The organism is Blautia sp. 2227st1_G12_2227SCRN_220401, from assembly GCF_039062885.1.
GTDB classification, from domain to species: Bacteria; Bacillota; Clostridia; order Lachnospirales; family Lachnospiraceae; genus Blautia_A; species Blautia_A fusiformis.
In genome coordinates, this window is the sequence record NZ_JBCLNI010000022.1 from 1 (window position 1) to 26,290 (window position 26,290).

Annotated in this window: 22 protein-coding genes and 1 riboswitch; of the genes, 2 read left to right on the forward strand and 20 right to left on the reverse strand. The window is 45.5% G+C overall.

The window, feature by feature from the left end:
- The first annotated feature begins 144 nt into the window (after window positions 1-144).
- Together ABCM67_RS11505 and ABCM67_RS11510 are read left to right on the forward strand one after the other, a co-directional pair.
- The gene (locus tag ABCM67_RS11505) at window positions 145-348 is read left to right on the forward strand and encodes an excisionase (RefSeq protein WP_002322728.1); all 204 of its coding nucleotides are present in this window, start codon (window positions 145-147) and stop codon (window positions 346-348) included.
- A gap of 77 nt (window positions 349-425) precedes the next feature.
- Window positions 426-1,616 carry a site-specific integrase gene (locus tag ABCM67_RS11510; RefSeq protein WP_003062094.1) on the forward strand — a complete coding sequence of 397 codons (1,191 nt, stop codon included), beginning with the start codon at window positions 426-428 and terminating at the stop codon, window positions 1,614-1,616.
- A gap of 140 nt (window positions 1,617-1,756) precedes the next feature.
- Here the strand turns inward: ABCM67_RS11510 and ABCM67_RS11515 are convergent, their stop codons facing one another.
- From ABCM67_RS11515 to metK, 20 genes are all read right to left on the reverse strand, one after another.
- Window positions 1,757-2,098: a hypothetical protein gene (locus tag ABCM67_RS11515; protein WP_342992876.1), complete on the reverse strand. Its 342-nt coding sequence runs from the start codon at window positions 2,096-2,098 to the stop codon at window positions 1,757-1,759.
- A 2-nt stretch (window positions 2,099-2,100) separates the two neighbouring features.
- The gene (locus ABCM67_RS11520) at window positions 2,101-2,643 is read right to left on the reverse strand and encodes a helix-turn-helix domain-containing protein (protein WP_015526587.1); all 543 of its coding nucleotides are present in this window, start codon (window positions 2,641-2,643) and stop codon (window positions 2,101-2,103) included.
- A gap of 209 nt (window positions 2,644-2,852) precedes the next feature.
- Entirely contained in the window at window positions 2,853-4,151 is a 1,299-nt protein-coding gene (locus ABCM67_RS11525) for a leucine-rich repeat protein (protein WP_342992877.1), read from the reverse strand.
- Window positions 4,152-4,246: 95 nt separating this feature from the next.
- The gene (locus tag ABCM67_RS11530) at window positions 4,247-5,569 is read right to left on the reverse strand and encodes an alpha-L-fucosidase (RefSeq protein ID WP_294420284.1); all 1,323 of its coding nucleotides are present in this window, start codon (window positions 5,567-5,569) and stop codon (window positions 4,247-4,249) included.
- A 106-nt stretch (window positions 5,570-5,675) separates the two neighbouring features.
- A complete protein-coding gene (locus ABCM67_RS11535) occupies window positions 5,676-7,142 on the reverse strand; it encodes an alpha-L-fucosidase (protein WP_342992878.1) in 1,467 nt (488 codons plus the stop codon).
- A 184-nt stretch (window positions 7,143-7,326) separates the two neighbouring features.
- A complete protein-coding gene (locus ABCM67_RS11540; RefSeq protein ID WP_021651689.1) occupies window positions 7,327-8,040 on the reverse strand; it encodes a lysophospholipid acyltransferase family protein in 714 nt (237 codons plus the stop codon).
- A 23-nt stretch (window positions 8,041-8,063) separates the two neighbouring features.
- On the reverse strand, window positions 8,064-8,693 hold the full coding sequence (locus ABCM67_RS11545; RefSeq protein ID WP_022426760.1) for a hypothetical protein: 630 nt from the start codon (window positions 8,691-8,693) through the stop codon (window positions 8,064-8,066).
- Window positions 8,694-8,708: 15 nt separating this feature from the next.
- Window positions 8,709-11,261 (reverse strand): DNA gyrase subunit A, encoded by a 2,553-nt coding sequence (gene gyrA / locus ABCM67_RS11550; RefSeq protein ID WP_147602777.1) that lies wholly within the window; start codon window positions 11,259-11,261, stop codon window positions 8,709-8,711.
- Window positions 11,262-11,275: 14 nt separating this feature from the next.
- Window positions 11,276-13,201: a DNA topoisomerase (ATP-hydrolyzing) subunit B gene (gene gyrB, locus ABCM67_RS11555; protein WP_015526581.1), complete on the reverse strand. Its 1,926-nt coding sequence runs from the start codon at window positions 13,199-13,201 to the stop codon at window positions 11,276-11,278.
- Between the two features lie 348 nt (window positions 13,202-13,549).
- Complete coding sequence (locus ABCM67_RS11560) at window positions 13,550-14,539, reverse strand: 3-isopropylmalate dehydrogenase (protein WP_147602776.1); 990 nt, start codon at window positions 14,537-14,539, stop codon at window positions 13,550-13,552.
- Window positions 14,540-15,072: 533 nt separating this feature from the next.
- Window positions 15,073-15,936, reverse strand: coding sequence for a 16S rRNA (cytidine(1402)-2'-O)-methyltransferase (rsmI, locus tag ABCM67_RS11565; protein WP_147602775.1), 864 nt, complete (start codon window positions 15,934-15,936; stop codon window positions 15,073-15,075).
- Between the two features lie 1,106 nt (window positions 15,937-17,042).
- A complete protein-coding gene (locus ABCM67_RS11570) occupies window positions 17,043-17,783 on the reverse strand; it encodes a tRNA1(Val) (adenine(37)-N6)-methyltransferase (protein ID WP_059086497.1) in 741 nt (246 codons plus the stop codon).
- Window positions 17,773-18,666, reverse strand: a complete 894-nt coding sequence (locus ABCM67_RS11575) for a stage 0 sporulation family protein (RefSeq protein ID WP_015526579.1) — start codon at window positions 18,664-18,666, stop codon at window positions 17,773-17,775. The genes ABCM67_RS11570 and ABCM67_RS11575 overlap by 11 nt, the downstream gene beginning before the upstream one ends.
- Before the next feature lies 1 nt (window position 18,667).
- Complete coding sequence (gene holB / locus ABCM67_RS11580) at window positions 18,668-19,657, reverse strand: DNA polymerase III subunit delta' (RefSeq protein ID WP_342992879.1); 990 nt, start codon at window positions 19,655-19,657, stop codon at window positions 18,668-18,670.
- Between the two features lie 101 nt (window positions 19,658-19,758).
- Entirely contained in the window at window positions 19,759-20,346 is a 588-nt protein-coding gene (locus ABCM67_RS11585) for a hypothetical protein (RefSeq protein ID WP_021651241.1), read from the reverse strand.
- A gap of 12 nt (window positions 20,347-20,358) precedes the next feature.
- Complete coding sequence (locus ABCM67_RS11590) at window positions 20,359-21,798, reverse strand: aminotransferase class V-fold PLP-dependent enzyme (RefSeq protein WP_342992880.1); 1,440 nt, start codon at window positions 21,796-21,798, stop codon at window positions 20,359-20,361.
- A gap of 313 nt (window positions 21,799-22,111) precedes the next feature.
- A complete protein-coding gene (locus ABCM67_RS11595) occupies window positions 22,112-22,648 on the reverse strand; it encodes a Uma2 family endonuclease (RefSeq protein WP_022426158.1) in 537 nt (178 codons plus the stop codon).
- 100 nt (window positions 22,649-22,748) lie between these two features.
- Entirely contained in the window at window positions 22,749-23,438 is a 690-nt protein-coding gene (locus ABCM67_RS11600; RefSeq protein ID WP_015526575.1) for a response regulator transcription factor, read from the reverse strand.
- Window positions 23,431-24,588: a HAMP domain-containing sensor histidine kinase gene (locus ABCM67_RS11605; RefSeq protein WP_059086499.1), complete on the reverse strand. Its 1,158-nt coding sequence runs from the start codon at window positions 24,586-24,588 to the stop codon at window positions 23,431-23,433. The genes ABCM67_RS11600 and ABCM67_RS11605 overlap by 8 nt, the downstream gene beginning before the upstream one ends.
- A 163-nt stretch (window positions 24,589-24,751) precedes the next feature.
- Window positions 24,752-25,954, reverse strand: coding sequence for a methionine adenosyltransferase (metK, locus tag ABCM67_RS11610; protein WP_022427323.1), 1,203 nt, complete (start codon window positions 25,952-25,954; stop codon window positions 24,752-24,754).
- Between the two features lie 86 nt (window positions 25,955-26,040).
- Window positions 26,041-26,142, reverse strand: a riboswitch (SAM riboswitch).
- Between the last annotated feature and the right edge of the window lie 148 nt (window positions 26,143-26,290).

The window sequence follows — 26,290 nt, forward strand, 5'->3', positions numbered from 1 at the left end:
GACCTATCCTCACAGAATAATGATACGTCCGCATGGTGCGGTTCTGCCCACAAGAATGGGAATAGTTGAGATACTAATGGAGCTTTCCAAAGCCGTCTGCCTGCTTGTAAAAAACGACACACAGTAAAGGGGGGTGCATAGATTATGAACAATACTGATGTGCCTATTTGGGAAAAATATACGCTGACGGTTGAAGAAGCGTCCAAATACTTCCGCATTGGCGAAAAGAAATTGCGTAAATTAGCCGAAGAAAATCTTGACGCTGGCTGGGTTATCGTGAACGGCAACCGTATTCAGATTAAGCGAAAACAATTTGAAAAAATCATAGATACATTGGACGAAATCTAATGTCATTGAGCCGTAGATATGGTATAATAAATATAGCGTATCACGGCTCGTTCCATGACGGAAAGGAGCTTTACACTATGTCTAATGTAAAACGAAAAGACAGTAAAAATCGCAATTTGCGTAATGGAGAGAGCCAGCGAAAAGACGGAAGATACGTTTATAAATATACCGATATATACGGAAAGCCACAATTTATCTATTCTTGGAAACTTGTACCGACAGACAAGACACCTGCTGGAAAGCGTGATGATATATCGTTGAGGGAAAAAGAAACACAGATTAAAAAAGACCTTAACGACGGTATCGATACAGCAGGCGGTAAAATGACAGTCTGCCAGCTCTACGACAAGAAGAACAGCCAAAGAAAGAACATCAAGAGGGCTACTGAAAAAGGACGACAGTATCTTATGAACGCTCTGAAAAATGACCCATTGGGTATGAGGGCGATTGATACTGTTAAGCAGTCGGACGCTAAAGAATGGGCTATCAGAATGAGCGAAAAAGGATACGCCTATAAAACGATTGATAACTACAAGCGTTCCTTGAAAGCGTCATTTTACATGGCGATACAAGACGACTGTATCAGAAAGAACCCGTTTGAATTTAAGCTAAGTGATGTTCTGGAAGATGATACGGAGCAGAAAGTTATCCTTACACCAGAGCAGGAAGAACGCCTGCTTGCCTTTATGGAAAAGGATAAGATTTACAGCAAGTATTATGATGAGGTTGTGCTTCTGCTGGAAACGGGACTTCGTATTTCTGAATTTTGCGGACTAACGACGCATATTGATATGCAGAACAGAATACTCAATATAGACCACCAGTTATTGAAAGACAGCGAAATCGGCTACTATATTGAAACGCCAAAGACCAAAAACGGAAAACGAGAACTTCCATTGACAGAACGGGCTTATCAAGCAATCCAAAGAATACTAAAGAACAGAGGAAAGGCACAACCGTTGATTGTAGGTGGTTATAGCAATTTCCTATTCTTGAACCGTGAGGGCTTACCTAAAGTTGCAGGAAACTATGAGGGCATGGTGCGAGGACTAATTAAGAAGTATAACAAGTATCACACGGACAAGTTACCGAACATCACACCACATTCATTCCGACATACTTACTGTACGAATATGGCAAACAGAGGAATGAACCCAAACACCCTGCAATATCTTATGGGACACGCTAACATAACCATGACACTTGGCTATTATGCACACGGTACATTTCAATCTGCAAAAGCAGAACTGGAAAGACTGGCTTGTTAATATCGGAGCTTATATTTACTACTCATTTACTACTTTTGGTTGCATTTTCATGCTGGTAAATGCCAGCTTATGCAAGGTATCTTCCAAAAAGAAAATACCGATAAAGCCCTAAAATACGGGATATATCGGCATTTACCAACTTATGAAAAGATAATCAGAAATTTAGTAAGTTTTTCATTATAAAATCCATAAAAAAGTCTTTCTAATGTAATAAGCTGCCATCCCTCAGGCAAAAAATTTTCACTTTTACATCCCAGATATTTTCTTCTCTTATAACTAATCTCTTCTGTTTTATATAAAACATACTCTTCCTGTTTCAGTGAAGATTTTTCCAACAAACGTGAAACAACATATTCCACCAATCCCTCATATCCCATATAATCAGCTTTATACCATACATTGTTCCTGCACCATTTCAATTGGTTTCCTTTTGACGATTGTCTGTCATTTGTTTTGATATCCTGTTCAAAAAGCTGTACCATCTTTACCTCTCAATCCTGATCCAGAAATCATCCTCTGCCATTCTTCCTTCGGTCTTTTCTATGATCATAAACGGATCATAAAATGGCAGATTCAAATCTTCTAATACCAATTTTATTTTGTCTCGTTGTCTCGGGAAACAACGAGATTCCAGAAATTCCTCGTATTCTTCAAAGGTTGGTTTTTCATTTCGGCCAAATGCTTTTTTAATAAAATTGTTTGTATAATTATATATTTTTACTTTTCTGCCTCTCTCATCCACATCAATAATCGTACATATTTCACTCTTAAACATGTACCATAAGCGTATCGGATATTCTTTTTCCGGCACGCGGAGGTTTTCCTCTATCTGAGGATACTCGTTTAAAATATGAACTAATGTCGTAACCGGTCCTGTAATATCCCGATTTTCACTTTCCCATCTTTCTATTGTTTTCTGAGATACATTTACTAACTTTGCAAAATCTTTTTGTGTAAGCTTCAATTTCTTCCTTAAAATTCGTATATCTTCTGCCCGTATCGAATGTTTCACAGCATATCCTGTCATTTTAGATTCCCCCTTTTTTATTAATATACCCTTATTTTAAGGGTATAACAAGCTATTTTATTCCTTATTTTAAGGGTTTTCTATATTTATAAAAAACCCGGCAGCTGCACATGTGAAAACTCTCCATGTTTCATCTGCCGGGCTTCTGTTTTTATTTTCTTTTGTATTCTTTCACTGTTATGGCGATTTTACGTACGCCTGCTTCATCGTTACTTCACCGTTATCTTACAGTTCAGTTTTTTCGCTCCGCTCTGCACGGTGATCAAGGCCGTCCCTTTTCGGATTCCCTTTACAACACCTTTGGAATTTACCGTAGCGATCCTGCGATCCGAGGAACGGAAAAGAATCTTTTCGTCGCTGTAATACGGCACGGTCACTGCCTGGATCGTGTATGTTTTTCCACGAAGTATGGTTTTTGTTTTGGGCACGCCGGTCATCTTTGCAGTCCTTACTGCGGCAGTATTGTTCAAAAAACGGAACCCATTTTTCTTTGCGTAAGTCTGCGCAGTAGAACCCTTTTTTCCGGCAATGACAAAAGTTTTATTTTTTCCACTATTGAAATTATAGCCGATCGCTTCTTTTTCTATCACTGTTTTACTGTTGAGGATCGTAATCTTTTTCATTGCCAAGCAATCATAAAAAGCATGGCTTCTGATCTTTTTCACACTGGCAGGTACTGTAATATTCCCCAGTTTTCGACAATTACTGAATACACCGTTCCCGATCTCTGTAAGCTTCTTCGGCAACGACACCTTTCTGAGATCTGTACAAAAAGAAAACGCACCTTCCCCAATAACCGTAACACTGTCCGGAAAGCTTACTCCTGTCAAACCGCAATGCCGAAAGGCCGCTCTTTCTATCCTGGAAACGCCCTGTCCAAGCGCAACCTTTTTCAGTTTCATATCTGCCTCAAATAACGATTCCGGTAATATTTTCACACTTCCCGGAATGCTGACAGATTCCAGACTGTTACAGTAACTGAAAGCATATTCATCAATTTTTGTTACAGTTTTCGGTACATCCAGGCTCATAAGCTTACTCTGGTAAAAAGCATATGCACCAATGCTTTTCAGTCCATCAGGAAGCTTGATCCTGGTGATCGCAGTATCTCCAAATGCTCTTACTCCAATACTCCGCAGAGTTCCCGGCAACGAAATCCTCTTCATATTTCTGCAGTCTGAAAAGGTTCTGTCACCGATTCCCGTGATCCCAGATGCAACGGTTACTGTTTTTATCATTGCTGATCTGTATGAAAAATCATCGGTAACCTTAACCTCCCCTTTTCCCTGTATCTGCAGGTTTCCATTGGAGTACAACCGGTAAACAGCTTTGCTTCCACAGGAGCCCTTCGCAACAAGCTTTGCAGTGCTCTGCACACCTGCTGCCGATGCTTCCTGCGCATATTCAGCCGCATAACCAGTCTGTGCATGTACAGCCACAGAAGATACACAGGACCCTGTCAGGATCATTGCCGTTGATAACAGTATTGCGATTTTTTTCCCAAACATAAAAGCTCCCTCCCTGAGAATCGATCGGATATCCACGATCTTCTCCCATGCAGCAACAAAAGGACCGACATACATCCGGTTCTCCTGTTCATCATTTAGAATCTGTTGGTTAATCCAACCACATACATATCTTCTTTATATTCCGGGATCTTCACAAGAAGTCCTTCTGCAGTATCTTCAGTTTCTACCTTCACTGCCGGATCAAATGGTCTCAGCGCTCCGTGATAGCCCTTGATCAGGAATTCATTGGCACCTTCCTTCAGATGATCTGCAAACACATTCAGATTTCCGTCTTTCTGTGTATAATGGAGCTCGATTCCACTCTCAAGCAGCTCAGATTCACGGTCACTGCAGCGTGTTCCGTAAATACCGTCATGGTTTACCTTCAGCCATGCACCCAGGATCTTCAGTCTTCTTACCTGCTCCTCCGGGATAGTTCCATCTGCCTTCGGGCCGATGTTCAGGAGAAGATTTCCGTTATTTGCCACTGTTCCCACAAGAAGTGAGATCAGATCCGGAACAGAGATCAGCTTGTCATCGCCTTCGTTGGCATTATAACCGAAGGATAAGCCCATTCCACGGCACATCTCCCATTTCTCATTTCTGTTTACAGAACCGGATTTATATTCCTTAGTAAGGAAATCGTGATAACGTCCGTTGAAACGGTCATTTACCACACCCTCCGGAACCTTATTGTAATAATGTGCTAAGAAATACGGCATCATCTCTTCACTCTGTGTCGGCCATCCGATATCATTCCAGAACACACTCGGTGCATAATCATCTACAAGCTCTTTCATCTGATTATAGGAATAATCTGCATATGCAAATGTCGGGCTAGCTGTTCCAAACAGATCATCATCCTCAAAAATAGGATCATTTGCATACTGCCAGTCAATCAGTCCTGAATAATACAGCCCCATACGGATACCTGCATCCCGGACAGCCTCTGTCAGCTCACCGGTGATATTTCTCTTCGGTCCCATTTCCACAGAGTTAAAGTGTGTATACTTACTCGGGAACAGGCAGAATCCATCATGATGCTTGGTTGTCAGAACAACATACTCTGCACCTGCTTCTTTAAAAATCTCTGCCCACTGTTTCGGATCCCAGTTTTCAGCTTTCCACATAGGAATAAAATCTTCATATTTGAAATCTTTTCCGTATTTTTCCATATGATGCTCATATGTCGGGCCTTTTCCTATGTTCAGAGAATTATAATACCACTCTGCGTAAGGATTATCCGCAAACCACTCTTTGGAATCAACTTCTCCCAGTTCCCATGTATGTGGCGCAAAAGCCGGTACAGAATAAATTCCCCAGTGAATAAAAATTCCGAATTTACAGTCCTCATACCATTTTGGAACGGTATGTGTATTTACAGAGTTCCAGTTTCCTGTGTATCTTTTGTTTCCCATAGTGTAATCCCCATAACCTTTCTGTTATACATAAGTTTTTGCTGATTTTCCTGTATTTTTCTGCCGGAACAGTTCCGACAGTATCCCCCGTTTATTCTCCGATAATTTACTCTATCGTGATCTTCAGTACCACCGGCATATCCCCTGCATCAACCGCTCCTCTTCCGCAGGAAATATCCAGTTCTTTGTTTCTTGCATATGACGGATGCAGATCTGTTCCAAGAATCTCAATATCCCTGATCGTAGATTTCAAAAGTTTCATATCATTTCCAAGAGATTTGATATGGATCTCTCCGTCTTCCGGCCAGTGAAGTACCGTTGCGTAAATATGGTTGCTCTTGCTTGTGAAACGGATATCCTCAGAAGTAAAATGCTTGTCATAAGTATCTGTGAAATGGCCTTCCGGAACCACCGTCGGACCCTCTCCAAATACTTTCCAGTATCTGGTTCCGTAAATTGCCTCTCCGTTTACTTTCAGCCATTTTCCCATTTCTCTCAGGATATGTGCATCTTCTTCCGGAATCGTGCCATCCGGCTTCGGTCCGATATTGAGAAGAAGTGCGCCATTTTTGCTGACTACATCGATCAGATCCAGAACTACATCTGAAGGTTTCTTGTAATCATTTCCGATGGTATAGCCCCAGGAATTCTTCGCTACAGAAGTATCGTTCTGCCAGAGATCCGGTGTGATATGGTCTAACTGACCTCTCTCCAGATCATTGACCGCACTGCCGTAAACATATGCGTCAAATTTTGCATCAATAGCAGTTTCTTTTCCCCACTGAGCAGAACGGTTGTAATAATATGCTGCAAATTTACGAAGATGCGGTTTCCATGCATACTGCTGGATCCACCAGTCAAAATACACGATGGATGGCTGATATTTATCCACGATCTCGCAGGTGCGGACAAGCCAGTCCTGCATATGCTCCTCTGTCGGAGGATTGTCATAAATATCACTCATATCTCTGGTGATTCCTGCTGCCGGCCCATAAAGATCCGCATATTCCGGATCATTGACATCAGCCTCCGGGATCTGACGACCTCCATTAAAGAACCAGTAATGCTCTGCTCTGTGAGAAGAAGCACCGAGAACCATTCCCTCTTTCTCAACCTCTGTCTTCAGCTCTCCGAGAATATCTCTTTTCGGTCCCATCTCAGCAGCATTCCAGCGACAAAGGTCACTGGCATACATCTGAAATCCATCGTGATGCTCCGCTACCGGAACTACGAATTTCGCCCCCGCCTCTTTAAATAAGGCCGCCCATTCCTTCGGATCAAACTTCTCAGCCTTAAACTGAGGAATAAAATCCTTGTAGCCGAATTTATCCAGAGTTCCGTATTTCTCTGTATGATGCAGGTTCTCCTTAGAGCCTTTCACATACATATTTCTGGGATACCATTCGTTTCCGAAAGCCGGAACACTGTAAACACCCCAGTGGATAAAAATTCCGAATTTATCTCTCGCATACCACTTCGGCGTAGGATGCTCACAGAGAGAATCCCAGGTATCCGTGTACGGTCCCCGTGCGATCACCTCATCGATCCGAGAAAGGTATTCTTCTTTTTTCATCTGTTCGTCCTCTTTACATCTTTTTATTTATATTGTATGGATGTCTCTATGTTATCATCAAATCTTTTGGTTGTATATGTCCAACAATTCACAAATAAAACGTTTCGTTTTTATACAAAACATACAACAAAAAAAAAGACCTTGATGATGTTTTTGTTCCAACTTCATCAAAGTCTTTTCTTTTTTACATAATATTCTCTTCGATCACCTTTTCGATCCGTCTCTTCACTTCTTCTGCGAGCTCTGTGGTATGCATATCTTTGTATTCCTCATAATACATCGGAGGAAGGATATGCACCTGTACGGTGATCCTCTCTGTAGAGCCGGTATCAAAAGCCTTAAAGGAATCGATCAGTGCAACCGGAACGATCGGGCATTTCGTCTTGGTGGCAGTCTTGAAGCTGCCGCCCTTGAACGGCCCCGGATGATTTCCGTTTTTACTTCTGGTTCCCTCCGGAAAGATCAGATAATTACGACCAGCCTTCACTTCCCGTATTACATTGACAATGACCTGCATGGACTGCTTCAGGTCTTCCCTGTCAATGATAAAGGCCTTCATACAGGCAAAAACCTGCTTCAGAAAAGGAATCTCTCCAACTTCCTTCTTGGCAACTACCGAAAAAGGAACCGGGCATGCCCGGATGATCGCCAACACATCAAACAGTCCCTGGTGATTCGGAAAAAACATAAACCCCTTTTCTTTTGGGATATTTTCAGCTCCATGCACATCAATATGGATATTTCCGCCTTCAATGGCATGCTCATCTACCAGTCTCAGGAATGCGTATTTCTTCTCTTCCGGATAATCATCTGTATGTGCTGCATACCAGCAAAGCTTGATCCACCAGTAAGGAACAAAGACTATATTTCTGAGCACCATCAGCAAAATCCTCTTCATTCTTACATCCTCCCGCCTCTGCTTTATCCGTTCAGTTTCCCTGCGATCTTATCCTCGTATCCCGGATTCTTTTTCAGAAAAACCTCATAAGCTTTTGTATAATCTGTATAGGTTTTCGTAGTCATAAATTTCTGATAATCCTTGGCAGCCTGCTGGCTGATCTTATCTGAAATCTCAGAAGGCGCATACAGATAATACTTTTTGTCCTGGATCTTTACAAGATAGGTACTGATACATGGATATTCCTGCTCGTTCTCCAGAACAAGATTATAGCGGATATAAACATAAGAATAATTTTTGTTTTCAGAAATGGAGCCACAGCTGTCGATATTTACATCCTTTACTCCATGGGCCTGAAAATATTTTATCGTGGAGGAAATCTCTGTTTTCGCCTCATCCGATAACTTATCCGCACTGTAACAGCTCTGCATCTTTTTATTCTTGCCTGCTGCTGCCGCTTTGATGTAGCCTTCCACAACCCCCTCCGGAGTTCTGTGGCTGATCTTTCCGCAACCCCTGGCCGCCAGAACGATCACCAGCAGGATCAGAATGATCCCCGCCAGTGTCGCAATGTGGACAAAATTCAGTTTTTTATTAGAGTATTTCAGCTTCTTTACTGATTTTTTTCTGCGTTTTTTCTTTGTCGTCGTCATGACTTATCCTCGACCTTATTCCTCTTCACTGCCTGTGACAGCTTCCTCTGCAGAGCCTTCTTCGTTATCGCCGGTTTCTCCGTCAGCTTTTTCGGTAGTTGTATCTGCTTCCGGATCTTTATCTCTTACCTTGGCGATACTTGCAACGGTTACGCCTTCTGTAAGATTGATCATCTTCACACCGGAGGTGATCCTTCCAAGAACAGAGATATCTGCACACTGCAGACGGATAATGATACCCTCTGTAGTAATCATCATGATCTCGTTCTCTTCGTTGACAGCCTTGGCGCCGACAACATTTCCGGTCTTCTCGGTGATCTTGTAGCACTTCACACCCTTACCGCCACGGTTCTGGACAACGAACTCACTCATAGCTGTACGTTTGCCCATTCCGTTCTCGGAAACTACAAGCAGATAATCTCCCTGAGTGTTCAGCTGCATGGCAACAACTTCATCACCGTCAGTAAGATTCATACCTCTTACTCCCATGGACGCACGGCCTGTGCTGCGGACATCCGTTTCCTTAAAGCGGATACACTGTCCGTCCCTGGTCACAAGAATAATATCTTTGTTATTATCAGTAGCCTTAACCTCGATCAGCTCGTCATCATCACGGAGAACGATTGCTGTAAGACCTGTCTTACGGACATTCTCGTAATCCTTGATCGGAGTTTTCTTCACAAGGCCTTTCTTGGTGGCCATCATCAGATAATGACCCTCTTCATATTTACGAAGCGGGATCACAGCTGTGATCTTTTCTCCCGGTGCAAGCTGCAGAAGATTGATGATCGCAGTTCCTCTGGCTGTACGACCGGCCTCCGGGATCTCATATGCCTTCAGTCTGTATACACGTCCTGTATTAGTAAAGAACATGAGATAATGGTGCGTTGTCGTCATCAGAAGCTCTTCGATATAGTCATCCTCAATCGTCTGCATACCCTTGATTCCTCTGCCGCCACGGTTCTGGCTGCGGAAGTTGTCAACGGTCATACGCTTGATATAACCAAGCTTTGTCATTGCGATCACTGTATTTTCTCTCGGGATCAGATCCTCTGTAGAGATATCATATACATCGTATCCGATGGAAGTCTTTCTGTCATCGCCGTATTTCTCTGCAATGGCAAGGATCTCCTCACGGATCACTCGGAGAAGGAGCTTGCGGTCAGCAAGGATTGCCTGGAACTTGCGGATCTTCTCCATAAGCTCTGCATACTCAGCCTCCAACTTCTCTCTTTCCAGACCTGTCAGTGCACGGAGACGCATATCCACGATCGCCTGTGCCTGCACATCTGTCAGCTCAAAACGGTCGATCAGCTCCTGCTTGGCGATCTGTACGTTGCGGGAACCACGGATGATGCGGATCACTTCGTCAATATTATCAAGTGCCTTCAGAAGACCCTCCAAAATATGGGCTCTCTCCTGTGCCTTATTAAGATCATACTGTGTTCTTCTGCGAACTACATTCTCCTGATGCTCCAGATAGTACTCCAGCATCTCTTTCAGGTTCAGAACCTTCGGTTCCATACTTCCATGATTTGGAACAAGAGAAAGCATGATCACACCAAAAGTATCCTGCAGCTGTGTATGCTTGTAAAGCAGATTCAGGATCACGTTGGCATTGGCATCCTTACGAAGATCAATACAGATTCGCATACCCTCACGGCTGGAATGGTCGTTCAGGTCTGTGATCCCGTCGATCTTTTTGTCACGGACAAGCTCTGCGATCTTCTCGATCAGACGTGCCTTGTTTACAAGGTACGGGAGCTCGGTAACCACGATACGGGATTTACCGTTTGGCAAAGTCTCGATATTCGTCACCGCACGGACACGGATCTTGCCACGTCCGGTACGGTAAGCTTCCTCGATTCCTCTCGTTCCGAGGATGGTCGCTCCTGTAGGGAAGTCCGGTCCCTTTACGATCTCAAGAAGCTCCTCCATAGCTGTTTCTCTGTCTTCTTCTACAATGTTGTCAATGATCTTAACAACTGCATTGATAGTTTCACGAAGGTTATGCGGCGGAATATTGGTTGCCATACCTACCGCAATACCTGTAGTACCGTTTACCAAAAGGTTCGGAAAACGTGCCGGAAGCACAATCGGCTCACGCTCTGTTTCATCAAAGTTCGGCTGAAAATCAACCGTATCCTTGTTGATGTCAGCAAGCATCTCCATGGATATCTTGCTGAGACGTGCCTCTGTATATCGCATGGCAGCAGCACCGTCACCATCCACGGAACCAAAGTTTCCATGTCCGTCAACCAGCGGATATCTTGTGGACCATTCCTGAGCCATATTGACCAGCGCACCATAGATGGAGCTGTCACCGTGCGGATGATATTTACCCATGGTATCACCGACAATACGCGCACATTTTCTGTGTGGCTTGTCAGGACCATTATTCAGCTCGATCATAGAGTACAGAACTCGACGCTGTACCGGCTTCAGACCGTCTCTTACATCAGGCAAAGCTCGTGAGGCGATAACACTCATGGCATAGTCGATGTAAGATTCCTTCATCGTTTTTTCCAGATCCACTTCGTGGACTTTGTCAAAAATATTATCTTCCATTCTTCTTTATTCTCCTAGATATCAAGATTCTTAACGAATCTTGCATTTTCTTCGATAAATTCACGTCTTGGCTCTACCTTGTCTCCCATAAGAGTGGTAAATGTCAGATCGATCTCAGATGTGGCAGCTTCGTCCATGGTCACACGGAGAAGGATTCTCTTCTCAGGGTCCATAGTAGTCTCCCAGAGCTGCTCGGCATCCATCTCACCCAGACCTTTATAACGCTGGATCTTATTGTTTCCGTCACGTCCGATCTCGGTAAGGATATTATTCAGCTCATCATCGTCATATGCATACCATACCTTTTTGTTCTTCTCCACTTTATAGAGAGGAGGCTGCGCCAGATATACATATCCCTGCTTGATCAGCTCCGGCATGAAACGATACAGGAAGGTCAAAAGCAGTGTTGCGATATGCGCACCGTCAACATCGGCATCGGTCATAATGATGATCTTGTGATAACGAAGCTTGGAAATATCAAAATCCTCATGGATTCCGGTTCCGAAGGCAGTGATCATTGCCTTGATCTCTTTGTTTCCGTAAATCTTATCCAGACGTGCCTTCTCAACATTCAGGATCTTACCACGCAGTGGAAGGATTGCCTGTGTGGCACGGTTTCTCGCTGTCTTGGCAGAACCGCCCGCGGAATCTCCCTCTACGATATAGATCTCACAGTTCTCCGGATTCTTGTCAGAACAGTCTGCAAGCTTTCCCGGAAGAGACATGCTGTCCAGTGCGGATTTTCTTCTTGTAAGGTCACGTGCCTTTCTGGCTGCCTCTCTGGCTCTCTGTGCAAGAACAGATTTCTCAACGGTAGCCTTGGCAACTGCAGGATTCTGCTCCAGGAAAATCTCCAGCTGTTTACTTACAACACTGTCTACCGCACCTCTTGCCTCACTGTTTCCAAGCTTCTGCTTGGTCTGACCCTCAAACTGCGGATTCTCGATCTTAACACTGACGATCGCAGTCAGGCCCTCACGGATATCATCACCGCTTAAGTTCGGCTCACTGTCCTTGAGAAGCTTGTTCTTACGTGCATAATCATTAAATGTATTGGTGATTGCATTACGGAAACCGGTAATGTGTGTACCGCCCTCCGGTGTATTGATATTGTTTACAAAGCCATAGGTGTTCTCTGTATAGGAATCATTATGCTGCAGCGCAACCTCTACAGACACGCCGTCCTTCTCACCCTCACAGTAAATGATCTCCGGGTAAAGAGCCTCCTTGCTTCTGTTCAGGTAGCTTACAAACTCACGGATACCACCCTCATAGTGGAATACCTTCTCGCGCTCCTGACCCTCTCTCTTATCCTCCAGAACGATACGAAGACCCTTAGTCAGGAAAGCCATCTCACGAAGTCTCTGTTTCAGGATATCATAATCATAAACAGTCTCCTCAAAGATCTCCTTGTCCGGAAGGAAATAAACCTTCGTTCCTGAAAGCCCCGGATCACAGTCACCTACCACCTTCAGCGGGTACATAGTTTTGCCACGCTCATATCTCTGTTTGTATTCCTTACCCTCTCGGTAGATGGTAACCTCCAGCCATTCGGAAAGTGCATTTACAACAGATGCACCAACACCGTGAAGACCACCGGAAACCTTATATCCTCCACCGCCGAACTTACCGCCTGCGTGAAGAATGGTAAATACAACCTCAACTGCCGGAATACCTGCCTTATGATTGATACCAACCGGAATACCACGACCATTATCTGTAACTGTAATGGAATTATCCGGATTGATATCTACATGGATCTCTGTACAAAAACCAGCCAGTGCTTCATCGACTGCGTTATCCACGATCTCATATACGAGATGATGAAGTCCACGGCTGGAGGTACTTCCGATATACATTCCAGGCCTCTTACGTACGGCTTCCAGTCCTTCCAGGATCTGGATCTGATCCGCGCCGTATTCTGTATTCTCTGCGCCCATGTCATTCCTCCTGTTCTTGTCGTCCGGACGTGTTTGAAAATTCATTTCTGCAGAACCATAGCAGCTTCAGAAATCATTACATCAAATCCTGAACAAGATAAACTGATCTTTTAATTTCAGGAAATACTGTATTTTCATTTTGCAGAAAGCAATTCTCAAACCCGCTCCGGAAGTGTCATTTATACCTGTAAAATAAATATTTTTTACATACGAATACAGAGTTTATTATAGCACAAAAAAGCCTGTATTTCCACGCAAAATCATAGGAAATACAGGCAAAAAAGTATCTTATTAAATGCAATCCCAAAACACAGCACAATATGCTCTTAAAACATATGGAATATTCAGCTACTCCGGCAAAAGCCCAAATTCCTTTAACAATTTCTTCTGGTATTCCGGATCTGCTGCCGATCTTATAATATCAGACGTCCTCCCCAGCTCAGCAAGGCAGAGGATCAAACTGTTAATACTATGTTCTCCCTGCTGCATTCCCTGTTGCATTCCCTGCTGTATTCCCTGCTGCATTCCCTGCTGCATTCCCTGCTGCATTCCATCCTTTATTCCCTCCTGCATTCCTATTCCATACCCTTCATCATAGCCAGCCTGTAAACTTTTTCTTATCTTTTCCTCGATCTGATCCTGTATGATCCGATTTAATGCTTCACACATACAATCCGCCTCCCTGAATTTTTCTTCATTAGCCCTTACGATCATCTGCATAACTGATTCGTACAAAGGATTTTTCTGCTTTTCTCTGTATTCATTGAGAAGTCGTTTCATATCTTCCTTATCTTTTATTCTATCAGTCAGACTTCTCAGCCACAGATTTTTCTTCTTCGACAACTGCTCTGTTACAATGACCTGGATTGGGATCTTAGATCCTGTTACGTAATAAATTCCTTCTTCCATCTTTTTTACCCGGCATTTCCAAAACTCCCTCAAATGACGGAGCATCTTCCGGGGATATGCCCTGCTTACCAAAGAGATCGTAATCTCCTCAATTGGGATTTCATCCTCAGTTACCGTATCCGCTTTATAAAAAAATGCATATCCACACACCTTATAAAAATCATTGATGCTTATATAATCCGTCGGACTCTTATACTCAATGATATTATATTTTCGGAAGATCCTTCCTATGTTTTTATTAATTGGGATATCTGATTTCTTTTTGATCACAAGCGCATCGATCTCCATTGGTTTCGTCCCAAGCTGATGCTCATTCTCAAAAATCAGATTCTCCCTTTCTGCCTCCAGTTCTATCTGGATATCAGCAAAAAATGCAGGATGCCACTGCCGCAGGTTAGAGCTGTTTGTTCTGTTATTGTTTACGATCATACACGACTCCTCTGTTTTGATCTCAAGGAGCCTCATCTGAAAACTCCTGCTGAAAAATGGAAAAAAGCATGAATTTTCTGAGATGACAGGCAATCTGCCTGATATATGAAATGTAATAGAAAAATAAGATTATTTTTAGAAAATATGCTTTTACAGCATTTCCATAGAATCCCGGAACTGCTTTTTATTTTTGATAAGATCAGCTTACCACAATATGGTCTATACTGCAAGCAAATCATTTCGACAAAATCCGCACAGTACTTTTTATGTTACTGTTCACTGGCAATATTCCGCGAGGTGTTTTTTGTGAGCGAAGGTCACAGAAAACCCGAGACATACCGCGCGGATTTATGCGATTAGCATAAATTCTGTGCATCGCGAAGCGTGTTGCTGAGAACGGAGTGAACAGTAACCTTTTTATTACCACAATAAAAAAAGCCACATACGCTCCCAAAAATCCTTGGTCACAGTATGCAGCTTATTCAATCATCCACGATCACGTTACCTACGATCCGTACCACAATTACACCTGATCATTCAGCAGAACCTTCTCCATCCAGAAGCGCCTTATAAATATCCCGCTTGGAAACACCACGATCCTTGGCAGCAAGCTTCATGGCATCCTTCCTGGAATTCCCCTGCTGCTCATACATCGCCACATGCTCCGCAATGGAAATCTCCTCCCAGGAAGCACGCTTCTCCGCCTCCATCTCACTGCGGCTCCTGCCCTCGATCACAAGAACACACTCACCCAGCGGCTTCTCATCTTTATAAAAATCCATCAGATCATCGATCGTAGTCCGGAATGCCGTCTCATGCTTCTTGGTCAGCTCTCTGCAAAGAGTCATCCGACGGTTGCCAAGCGCCTCTCTGAGCTCACCAAGAGTCCGTACAAGCCTGTGAGGTGCCTCATACAGGATAATAGTCCTGGTTTCACAGGAAAGCTCCTCCAGGATCGTTTTTCGTTCTTTCTTATCCGCCGGAAGAAAAGCCTCGAAAGCAAAACGCCTAGTATGCAGGCCTGACAAAGTCAGAGCAGTGATACAGGCAGCAGGACCCGGAAGTGAAGTCACTTCAATTCCGGCTTCATAACACATGGCGGCAAGCTCCTCCCCGGGGTCTGAGATACCCGGACTACCTGCATCTGTGATCAACGCAATGTTTGTACCCGCCAGCAGCTTTTCCACGAGGACATGGCCCTTATCGATCTTATTGTATTCGTGGTAGCTGGTCATGGGGGTTTTTATATCAAAATGATTCAGAAGTTTTATGCTGTTGCGGGTATCCTCCGCAGCGATTAAGTCCACTTCCCGAAGGGTTCTTAGTACTCGAAGGGTGATGTCTTCGAGATTTCCTATGGGGGTGGCGCATAAGTATAGTTTTCCGTTTTGTTTCATAATTTGCCTCTTTTCTCGCTTGACCGCGGGGAGTTGTTTTCCACTTGGCCGTGGGGGAGTTGTTTTGCTTAACCGCGGGGGATATTCCACTTAACCGTGGGGGATATTCCGCTTAACCGCGGGGGATATTCCGCTTAACCGCGGGGGATATTTCGCTTGACCGCGGGGGTTTGTTTAAGTTTGGGAACTTTGAAAACCGCAAAGGGGCCGCAAAGCCGCGCCCCCTCTGCACACCCCTTGGGCTTTTTTTAAGTAGTGCAAGGGATTCGTTGTTCTTATTTGTTGACTTGTGTCTGTATGCTTCGGTATTCAGCGCACTACGCTGTGCCGATGTTGTTTTATTTCTTCACTTTCTCTGTAGTTCACTTCCGGCAAGGCGTCTGTATGCTTCGCTACTCAGCGCGCTACGCTGTGCCGATGTTGTTTTATTTCTTCACTTTCTCTGTGGTTCACTTCTGGCAAGGTGTCTGTATGCTTCGATACTCAGTGCGCCATGCTGTGCCGATGTTGTTTTATTTCTTCACTTTCTCAGTGGTTCGCTTCTGGCAAAGTGCCCGTATGCTTCGATATTCAATGTGCTACTCTGTGCCGATGTTGTTTTATTTCTTCACTTTCTCAGTGGTTCACTTCCGGCAAGGTGCCCGTATGCTTCGATATTCAATGTGCTACGCTATGCCGATATTATTTCATTTCTTCACTTTCTCAGTGATTCACTTCTGGCAAGGTGCCTGTATTCTTCGATATTCAGCGCACTATGCGTTGCGATCTCTCGCTTTGAATCTCAGGCGAGGGGAGGCAGGCTGCTGGTGGTGACGTTAGCGGAGCCCCCGTCAGCGAGGTGAGGATAGCTGCTGCCACCGAGCGCACTGTTTGAGCGAAGCGAGTTTGCGCGAATGGCAGCAAACCGGCGCCGCAGCCGAGCAGGGGGCGCAGCGTGTCACCACCAGCAGCCTGCCTCCCCTCGCCGTCCCTTCACCAACCGAAGTATCACAGCCACCACTACCTCCCAGCCATCCAGCGCAGCGCCGATGGCCCAAAACCTCCCGAGCAGCCACCCCAATCTCTCACAACCGGGGCAGCCACCCTAAGCCACAACATCACAGCATTCACACCATCCGATACAACTCCAAAACATCCTCCGTATAAACCCCAGGCCGCTCATAAACCACCAGCGGCCGCTCAACCCGGATCCTGGAATTCCCGCCCTTACAAGCCTCGATCAACACCATATTCGGCTCCTTATCAATAAAAGGATACACCAGCTGCATCCTCTTAGGCTCCAGCTTATACTTCGTCAAAGTCGCCATCAGCTCCACAAGCCGAAACGGCCTGTGCACCAGAAAAAACCGCCCCCGGTCCTTCAGGACCCGGGCAGCCTGACAAGCCACATCATCAAACGAACACAAAATCTCATGCCTCGCGATCGCCTTCGGAAGATGCGGATTCGTCAACCCATGCTGCCCGATCATATACGGCGGATTACACGTCACCACATCAAAAGAAGCCGCCCCAAAAATCCCGGCAGCCTCCCTGATATCACCCTCAACGATCCGAACCCTGTCCTCAAGACCATTATACCTCACACTACGGTCAGCCATCTCCGCACACTCATGCTGGATCTCCAGCCCCGTGAAATGCTCCCCATCCGTACGATCAGAAAGCAAAATCGGAATGATCCCCGTACCAGTCCCCATATCCAGAGCAACCTCACCCCTCTTCACCCGGGCAAAACCAGACAACAGAACCGCATCCATCCCAAAGCAAAACTTCTTCGGATCCTGGATCACAAACAACCCATTCTGAAGATCATCCACACGCTCACCGCAATAAACCAGATCACTTCTCATTCGGCTTCGAATCTCCCTTTTTAACCTCTTTCTCCTCGTGATCAGCAGAACCACCCTTACCCTTTTTTCTCTTAGGGCGGAACCTCAGATCACGGACCGGAAACTCCTGGATCTCCTTCTCGTCATTCACCTCAACCACGATCTTAACCATCTGCCGGAGAACATTCACACTCTGGACCGTACCCGAAACACCCTGCGGCGTCGTTACCATATCACCGATACCCGGAAGATTCCGGTTCAGCTCCTCATAAGTCTCCTGCTCATTCTTCAGACAGCACATCAGACGACCACAGACACCGGAAATCTTCGTCTGGTTCAGAGAAAGATTCTGCTCCTTCGCCATCTTGATGGAAACCGGTGCAAACTCCGAAAGATACGTATGACAGCAAAGCGTCCTTCCACAGATACCAATACCGCCAAGGATCTTCGTCTCATCACGGACACCGATCTGACGAAGCTCAATCCTGGTCTTAAACACAGACGCCAGATCCTTAACCAGCTGCCGGAAATCAATACGGCCATCCGCTGTAAAATAAAACAGCACCTTGTTATTATCAAAGGTATACTCCGCATCGATCAGCTTCATATCAAGCTCATGCTCACGGATCTTCTTCTTACAGATCTTAAAAGCCTCTTTCTCCTTCTGGCGGTTCTCAGCCTCATGATCCTCGTCCTCCTTCGTTGCAACACGGAGAACCTCCTTCAGCGGATGGACCACCTCGTCCTCCTTCACGCTGCGCGGCTCCAGGACAACACGGCCATACTCCACACCACGGGCAGTCTCCACGATCACATGATCGCCGACCTTCACCTTATAATTCTTAGGATTAAAATAATAAATCTTACCAACGTTACGAAATCTGACTCCAACTACCTTTTCCATTCTATTTCTCCCTAATTGTCAGGAACAGGAGCTCCAGGGCAAGTTCGAGATTAACATTGGCACGGAGACGCACCTTCGTCTTCTCCAGTGCCTCAAGGATTTTTTCGATATTCTCATAAGAACGCTCGCTGGCCTGCTCTCTGATAAAATTAATCTCCTGTTTAAAAACCAGGTTGTCAATTTCCCTTGTTGCCTTAAACATCAGAACATCGCGGAACCAGAACTGGAAAATATCCAGATAATCATTGACATTATTCTTATCAGCAGTCAAAGTCTTGATCGCCTCTGTCAGCTCATAAACCTCCATGGAATTGGCATATTTCAAAATCTTCAGGGCATTGGCAGTCATATCCGCAAACTCCTGAGAAGTCGCAGCCTCCTTCGCCTTGCCGATACTGCCCTGCGCATAAGACGCATCGATCTCAGCCTGATAATCCGGCACCTGAAGATGCTCCATCAGATATTCCTTCACAAGACTGTCATCCACCACCTTCAGATCCAGACGCACACATCTGGAACGGATCGTAGGAAGAAGACTGTCGATATTGCTTGTCAGCAGCATGATCACCGCATATTCCGGCGGTTCCTCGATAGTTTTCAAAATGGCATTCTGCGCCTGCACCGTCATCATCTCCGCATCTGGAATGATATAGATCTTATACGGACTGCAGTACGGCTTGATATCCACATCACGCACAACCTGGTCACGCACCTCGTCAATGCTGATGCTTCCAGGCTTCTCATGAGTTACTGTAATGATATCCGGATGATTCTTGCCGATCACCTTCTTACAGGAATCACAAGTCATACACGGTTCAGACTCTCCCGATTCACACTGCAGCGCTGCCGCAAAAGTCCCCGCAAGAAGCTTCTTGCCGGATCCCGGTTCCCCTGTAAAAATATAAGAGTGGGATACCTTCCCTGTCTCTATCGCATTCTTCAAATGCCTGATTATATCGTCATGGCCGATGATGTCATGAAATCCTGCCATAAGAATCACCTCTTTCTGCCTTTTGTGCCCTCCGTTATACCCGGCGGACATCTTTCAACTAATTATAACATAATCTTCTGTATAAAAAAAACTATTTTTCCTTATTGTACAGATTTTATATAATTTACGATCTCCTTCACACATTCATCCAGATTATGATTCTCAAAACGCTTCCATATACCTGCTTTAAGAATATTTTCCTCGGAAAAATCATTCTGGTCTGCAAGAAAACGCCTGCACATCTCCTCGTACTTCGGCACCTCCTGGGTCTTCTCCCTGGCAAGCGCACGCTCCAGACGCTCTCCGTCTTCCACCTCTATATAAATAGGCCACATCACTTCATTGCCGTAATACTCCCGGAGCCTCACAAAAGACTCCAGTGTACCGATTCCCAGATAGCTGTCATTACCCACAGACACCTGCCCGTCATCCGCAGTAAAATATGTCCACGGCCCGTAAACCGTCTGATAAGTACGCGCCTCGATCAGCTTCCCGTTTCTTCGGAACTCCTTCAGTTTATTCTCATCTGCAAAAAAATATTCTCTTCCGTTCTCCTCTCCATCCCGGATCGGACGGGTAGTATAGATCACAAGCCGCTTAAGCCCCAGCTCCTGATTCCCCTCCAGCTGTCTGTAAATACTGTCCTTACCGGAAGAGCTTTTTCCCATAATGTAAAAAATCTTTCCCATATGTCTCCTCTGTTACATCTCATTTCTCACAACGCACACCGTCTCACTGGTCTGGTCGCTCAGGCCCTGGACCTCAAAGCCCTGTTCCAGGTATCTTCTCACATTTTTTACGAAATGTCCAGAAATCTGTTCCCCCGGAACGATCAGCGGGATCCCCGGCGGATAAAGATACGCAAACTCCCCGGACGTACGTCCGATACACTCATCCAGCGGACACCGCTCACTCTCCGCATCCATAGCCTGGGAGATCCGCATGATCTGCTTCATTTTTCCGTTTTTCAAAGGCTCCTTCTCCACAGCCTCTTCTCTATATTTTAACGATTCACGGCGGTCGATCTCTTCAATAGCATCACAAAGCCGCTCAAAACCCTCCGCCGTATCACCCACAGCCGCCAGCGCCAGCACATAATTCTCCGCCTCCATCTCCATTTCCAGATGAAACTCCCTCCGGAGGATCTGGTGCAGCTCCCGGCCGTTCAGCGAACTGTTCACAGTAGAAAGCAATATCTTGGATCTGTCAAAATCAAAAACCCTCTGGCACTCACAGGCCTGTGGCGTTACCAGCCGGATATACTTACACTCGGAAAGACGCCTGCGTGCTTTTTCCAGATTCTCCGTAAACACACGGAACATCTCATCCCCCTCACGCTCCAGCTTATCCATGCACGCATCAATGCTGCTCATAAGAATATAAGAAGGACTGCTGCTCTGATAGATTCCCAGAAAACGCTTCAGTTTTTCCCGGCTCACACGATCACTGCACAGGTGGATCACCCCCGTCTGGGTCAGACAGGGCAGCGTCTTATGCACACTGTTGATCACCACATCCGCACCAAGCTGCGCCGCAGACACCGGAAAATAATCCGAAAACCGAAAATGCGCCCCGTGAGCCTCATCCACGATCAGCGGCACACCATAGTGATGCGCGATCTCCGCGATCCTAGCCACATCCGACACGATGCCGTCATAAGTCGGTGAAGTGATCAGCACCGCCTGGATCTCCGGATTTTCCGCCAGATACATTTCCACACGGCCGGGTGAAATTCCTCTGTTTATCCCCAATTTCGGATCCTCTTGTGGATAAATATACGTGGCACTCAGCTCCCGCAGATAAATCGCATGGTAAACCGCCTTATGGCAGTTCCTTGCCACCAGGATCTGTCCCCCCTTATCCACAGCCGCAGACACCGCCGCCAGGATCGCCCCGGAGCTTCCATTGATACTGTAAAAACTCTCCGGCACACCATAAAGCCGTGCAACATCCTCCTGCGCCCTTTTCAAAATATCCTCAGCATGATGCAGGTTATCAAACCCGTCAATCTCCGTAATATCCCTCTCCACCGGAAAATCCCCATCCACAGCCAGCGGATTCCTCTTATGCCCCGGCATATGAAACGGATAAAAATCACTCTTACCGTACGCTTCCAGTTTCTTGTATAATCTGTCTTCCATAGTTCGTCCTTTCAAAAAATCCACCTCTGTTACTTTCCCCATATCAATATCATAGTTAGTTTCATTATACCTGAAACGAATTTTTCTGTCACTGACGATTATCCATATTTCAGATTTTTGCATCTAAGTCGGATGTATACCGTGGTAAATTTTCGCAGTAAACAGGTTGACAAAATATCATCTCGCACATATAATAATTTCAGAATCAAAAAACACTTTGTGTTTTTGTAAGGACGGCGTTGCGACGGCGTTCTATTTTTTTGCCAAAAAACAAGGAGGGGCTATCACCAGACGATATTCCCCTCCATTTTTATCACATCTCAGCAAAATCGATCCTCAGCTCCTCATAGATTCCCACCTTGATCGAATCCTGAAATGTATACTGCTCCGTATCCTCATTTTCAAAATCATACACCATTACCAGCTTCTTCACAGGATCCACGATCCAGTACTCTCTCACACCGGCAGTCCTGTATTTAAACAGCTTGGTATAATAATCCATACGCCTGCTCGCCGGAGAAACGATCTCGATGATCCAGTCCGGAGCCCCCTTACATCCCCTGTCATCCAGCTTATCCGGATCACAGATAACAGAAACATCCGGTTCCACATAAGTATTCGTCTTCTCATCCAGATACACCGCAAACGGTGCGGCAAACACCTCACATTTGCCCTTGTTAGAATCTATATAGTTACCTATCTTTCTGGACAAAATACTTGAAATCCTCTGATGCATCGTATTCGGCGGCGCCATATAATAAATATGTCCATCGATCAGTTCCGCTCTTTCACCCTCCGGCAAAGCATAAATATCCTCTATCGTATAAATTCTTTCCCTCAACAGCGGCATATCTCCACTCCTCTCAAAAGCACCCGGCAGATCATACACCATCATTCCGATCTGCACTCATACACCTGCAGCAGCTCCATCCGAAGCCTTCCCCACAGGCTCACACCTTAAACCGGTACCCCACACCCCAGATCGTCTCAATATACTGAGGCTTGGCCGTATTAAACTCGATCTTTTCACGGATCTTCTTGATATGCACCGTAACCGTAGCGATATCACCCACAGACTCCATATCCCAGATCTCCCGGAAAAGCTCCTCCTTTGTAAAAACCCTGTTCGGATTCTCAGCCAGAAAAGTCAAAAGATCAAACTCCTTGGTAGTAAACGTCGTCTCCTCACCATTGACCCACACACGCCTGGCCGTCTTATCGATCTTAATACCACGGATCTCAATCACATCATTCTTATGCACATTGGAACCAACCAGCCGGTTATAACGCTCCATATGCGCCTTCACACGTGCAACCAGCTCACTTGGGCTGAACGGCTTGGTCATATAATCATCCGCGCCAAGACCCAGTCCCCGGATCTTATCGATATCATCCTTCTTGGCCGAAACCATAATGATCGGCGTATTCTTCTCCTCACGGACCTGCCGGCAGATATCAAAGCCATCCACCTCCGGAAGCATCAGATCCAGGATGATCAGATCAAACTCCTCCTTCATAGCACGTACAAGCCCCGTATCACCACGGTTCTCGATCTCCACTTCAAAACCCGAAAGCTCCAGATAATCCTTCTCCAGATCCGCGATCGCTTCCTCATCCTCTATGATCAAAATCCTACTCATTCATCGGTACCTCCTGATATTTTCTGAGAACAAAATACATGATCGTTCCGATCCCCAGCCGGCTTGTGGCCCAGACCTTTCCACCATGATCCTCCATGATCTTCTTTACGATGGAAAGTCCAATACCGCTTCCTCCCTTGGAAGAATTTCTGGAAACATCGGTACGGTAAAAACGGTCAAAAATATACGGCAGATCCTTGGCGGCAATACCCTTGCCGTTATCCTCGATCTCCACCTGGATAAAATCACCCACATCCTTCACCCGAAGCTGGATGATCCCCCTTGGCTTCTCCATATACTTAATGGCATTACTCACGATATTATGGATCACACGGCGGATCTGCTCACCATCCGCAATAACCTGCACACCCTTCTCCACATAATTGGCATACACAAGCTCGATCCCCCTGGTCTCCATCTCAAGCCCAAGCTCCTCCGCACAATCCGAAAAATAATCCTCCACATTCAGCTTGCTGAACGTATACGGAATACGGTTGGTATCGATCTTGGAATAAAAGGTCAGCTCATTGATCAGATGATCCATCTCATTGGTCTTATTATAAATGGTACGCACATACCGGTCCATCTTCTCCGGCGTATCCGCCACACCATCCATGATTCCCTCCACATAACCCTTCACCGCAGTGATCGGCGTCTTCAGATCATGGGAAATATTGCTGATCAGCTCCTTATTCTCCTTATCCATCAGGATCTTCTCTTCCGTGGACTCCTTCAGACGCTTACGCATCTCCTCAAAATCCTGGCAAAGCTGGGAAAATTCATCATTCCCCTCAACCTCCAGCACAAAATCCAGATTCCCCTCCTTGATGTTCTTGGTAGCCTTCTTAAGCTTCACCAGCGGAACCGCAATGCTCCGATAGATCCACAGCCCTACGGACAACGCAGTAAAAACAAGGATGATCGTTGCGGTCAGGATCATATCCTTGGCCATCAGCTTCACCTGGCTGCTGGAAGACTGCGGCAGCGAAATATCATAGACCATCTGGCTGGAATCCGAAGCCTGGCTGCTGCTCTCCTGCACATGCTTCGCCTGCGTCTGGCTGAACCCGTACAGACTTGCGGAAAAAAGAAGCAGCGGCAGCAGGATGATCGCAACGAAGCCCACAATAATACGTGTTTTTAACTTCATCTGTATCTCCGTCCTTTATAAATTCACACATTCACATACACGTATTATAACATAAACTATATTCCCTATCTCTAAATTTTCTATAAAAAACCCCATCTCACCATGCAAGAAGCCCCCGGTACTGGCACTACCGGGGGCTTCACTCTTTATTCTTCTGAAACGATTATTCGTAGCTGTTGCAAAGATACTTCTTCAGAGTCTCAACCTTGTCCAGATGCTCCCATGGAAGATCAACATCTGTACGGCCGAAATGACCATAAGCAGCAGTCTGCTTGTAGATCGGACGGCGAAGGTCAAGCATCTTGATGATACCAGCCGGACGAAGATCAAAATTCTCACGAACGATCTCAACAAGCTTAGTCTCAGAAAGCTTACCTGTTCCGAAGGTATTCACACTGACAGAAGTCGGATGCGCAACACCGATCGCATAGGAAAGCTGGATCTCACACTTGTCAGCAAGACCGGCTGCAACAATGTTCTTTGCAACATAACGTGCAGCATAAGCAGCAGAACGGTCAACCTTTGTGCAATCCTTACCGGAAAAAGCACCGCCGCCGTGACGTCCTGTTCCGCCGTAGGTATCAACGATGATCTTACGACCTGTCAGACCACTGTCACCGTGAGGTCCGCCGATAACAAAACGACCTGTCGGATTGATGAAATACTTCGTATCCGCATCAACCATATCAGCCGGAATGATCGCATCAAAAACATACTTCTTAATATCCTCATGGATCTGCTCCTGAGTAACATCCGGATCATGCTGTGTAGAGCATACAACAGCATCGATTCTCTTCGGCTTGCCGGCTTCATCATACTCAACAGTAACCTGAGTCTTTCCATCCGGTCTTAAATATTTCAGAGTGCCGTCCTTACGAACCTTTGTCAGCTGCTGAGCAAGCTTGTGAGCCATGTTGATGGCATATGGCATATACTCCTCAGTCTCATTGGAAGCATAACCAAACTGAAGACCCTGGTCACCGGCACCGATGGAATCCAGCTCGTCCTCATTCATATCGTCCTCTTTCTGCTCAAGAGCCTTGTCAACACCCATAGCGATATCTGTGGACTGCTTGTCAAGTGATGTGATAACCGCACAGGTATCTGCATCAAAGCCATAATCCGCATTGTCATATCCGATCTCACGGATAGTATCGCGAACGATCTTCTGGATATCAACATTAGCCTTGGTTGTGATCTCGCCCATAACAAGTACAAGACCTGTTGTAGTAGCAGTCTCACATGCAACACGGCTCATCGGATCCTGTGCCATCATAGCATCAAGGATCGCATCGGAAATAGAGTCGCAGACCTTGTCAGGATGACCCTCAGTTACAGATTCAGATGTAAATAAAATTTTCTCCATGATCTTCTCCTTTTGTAATAAAACAATGGTTATATACATAAAAAACAGCCCGTACAATCCGGACTGTTTAAGTTCTGTAAACAATCCTCTTATTGTTCGATTGCTCGCTCAGGTTGGCACCTTCCTGGATTCTCCGGGGTTGCCGTGGCTTCACAGATCCTTTGTATCTCCACCACTCTGAATAAAAGGCTATCTTTTATGAAATTTACTGCAACACATACAATATACTTATCATACCAAAATGTCAAGAGCAATTTTCGATAAAAAATATCACCCGCTGCTTTTTCATCCCCAATACACAAATATTCCCAAAAAAGAACCGGGCATCCACATCGC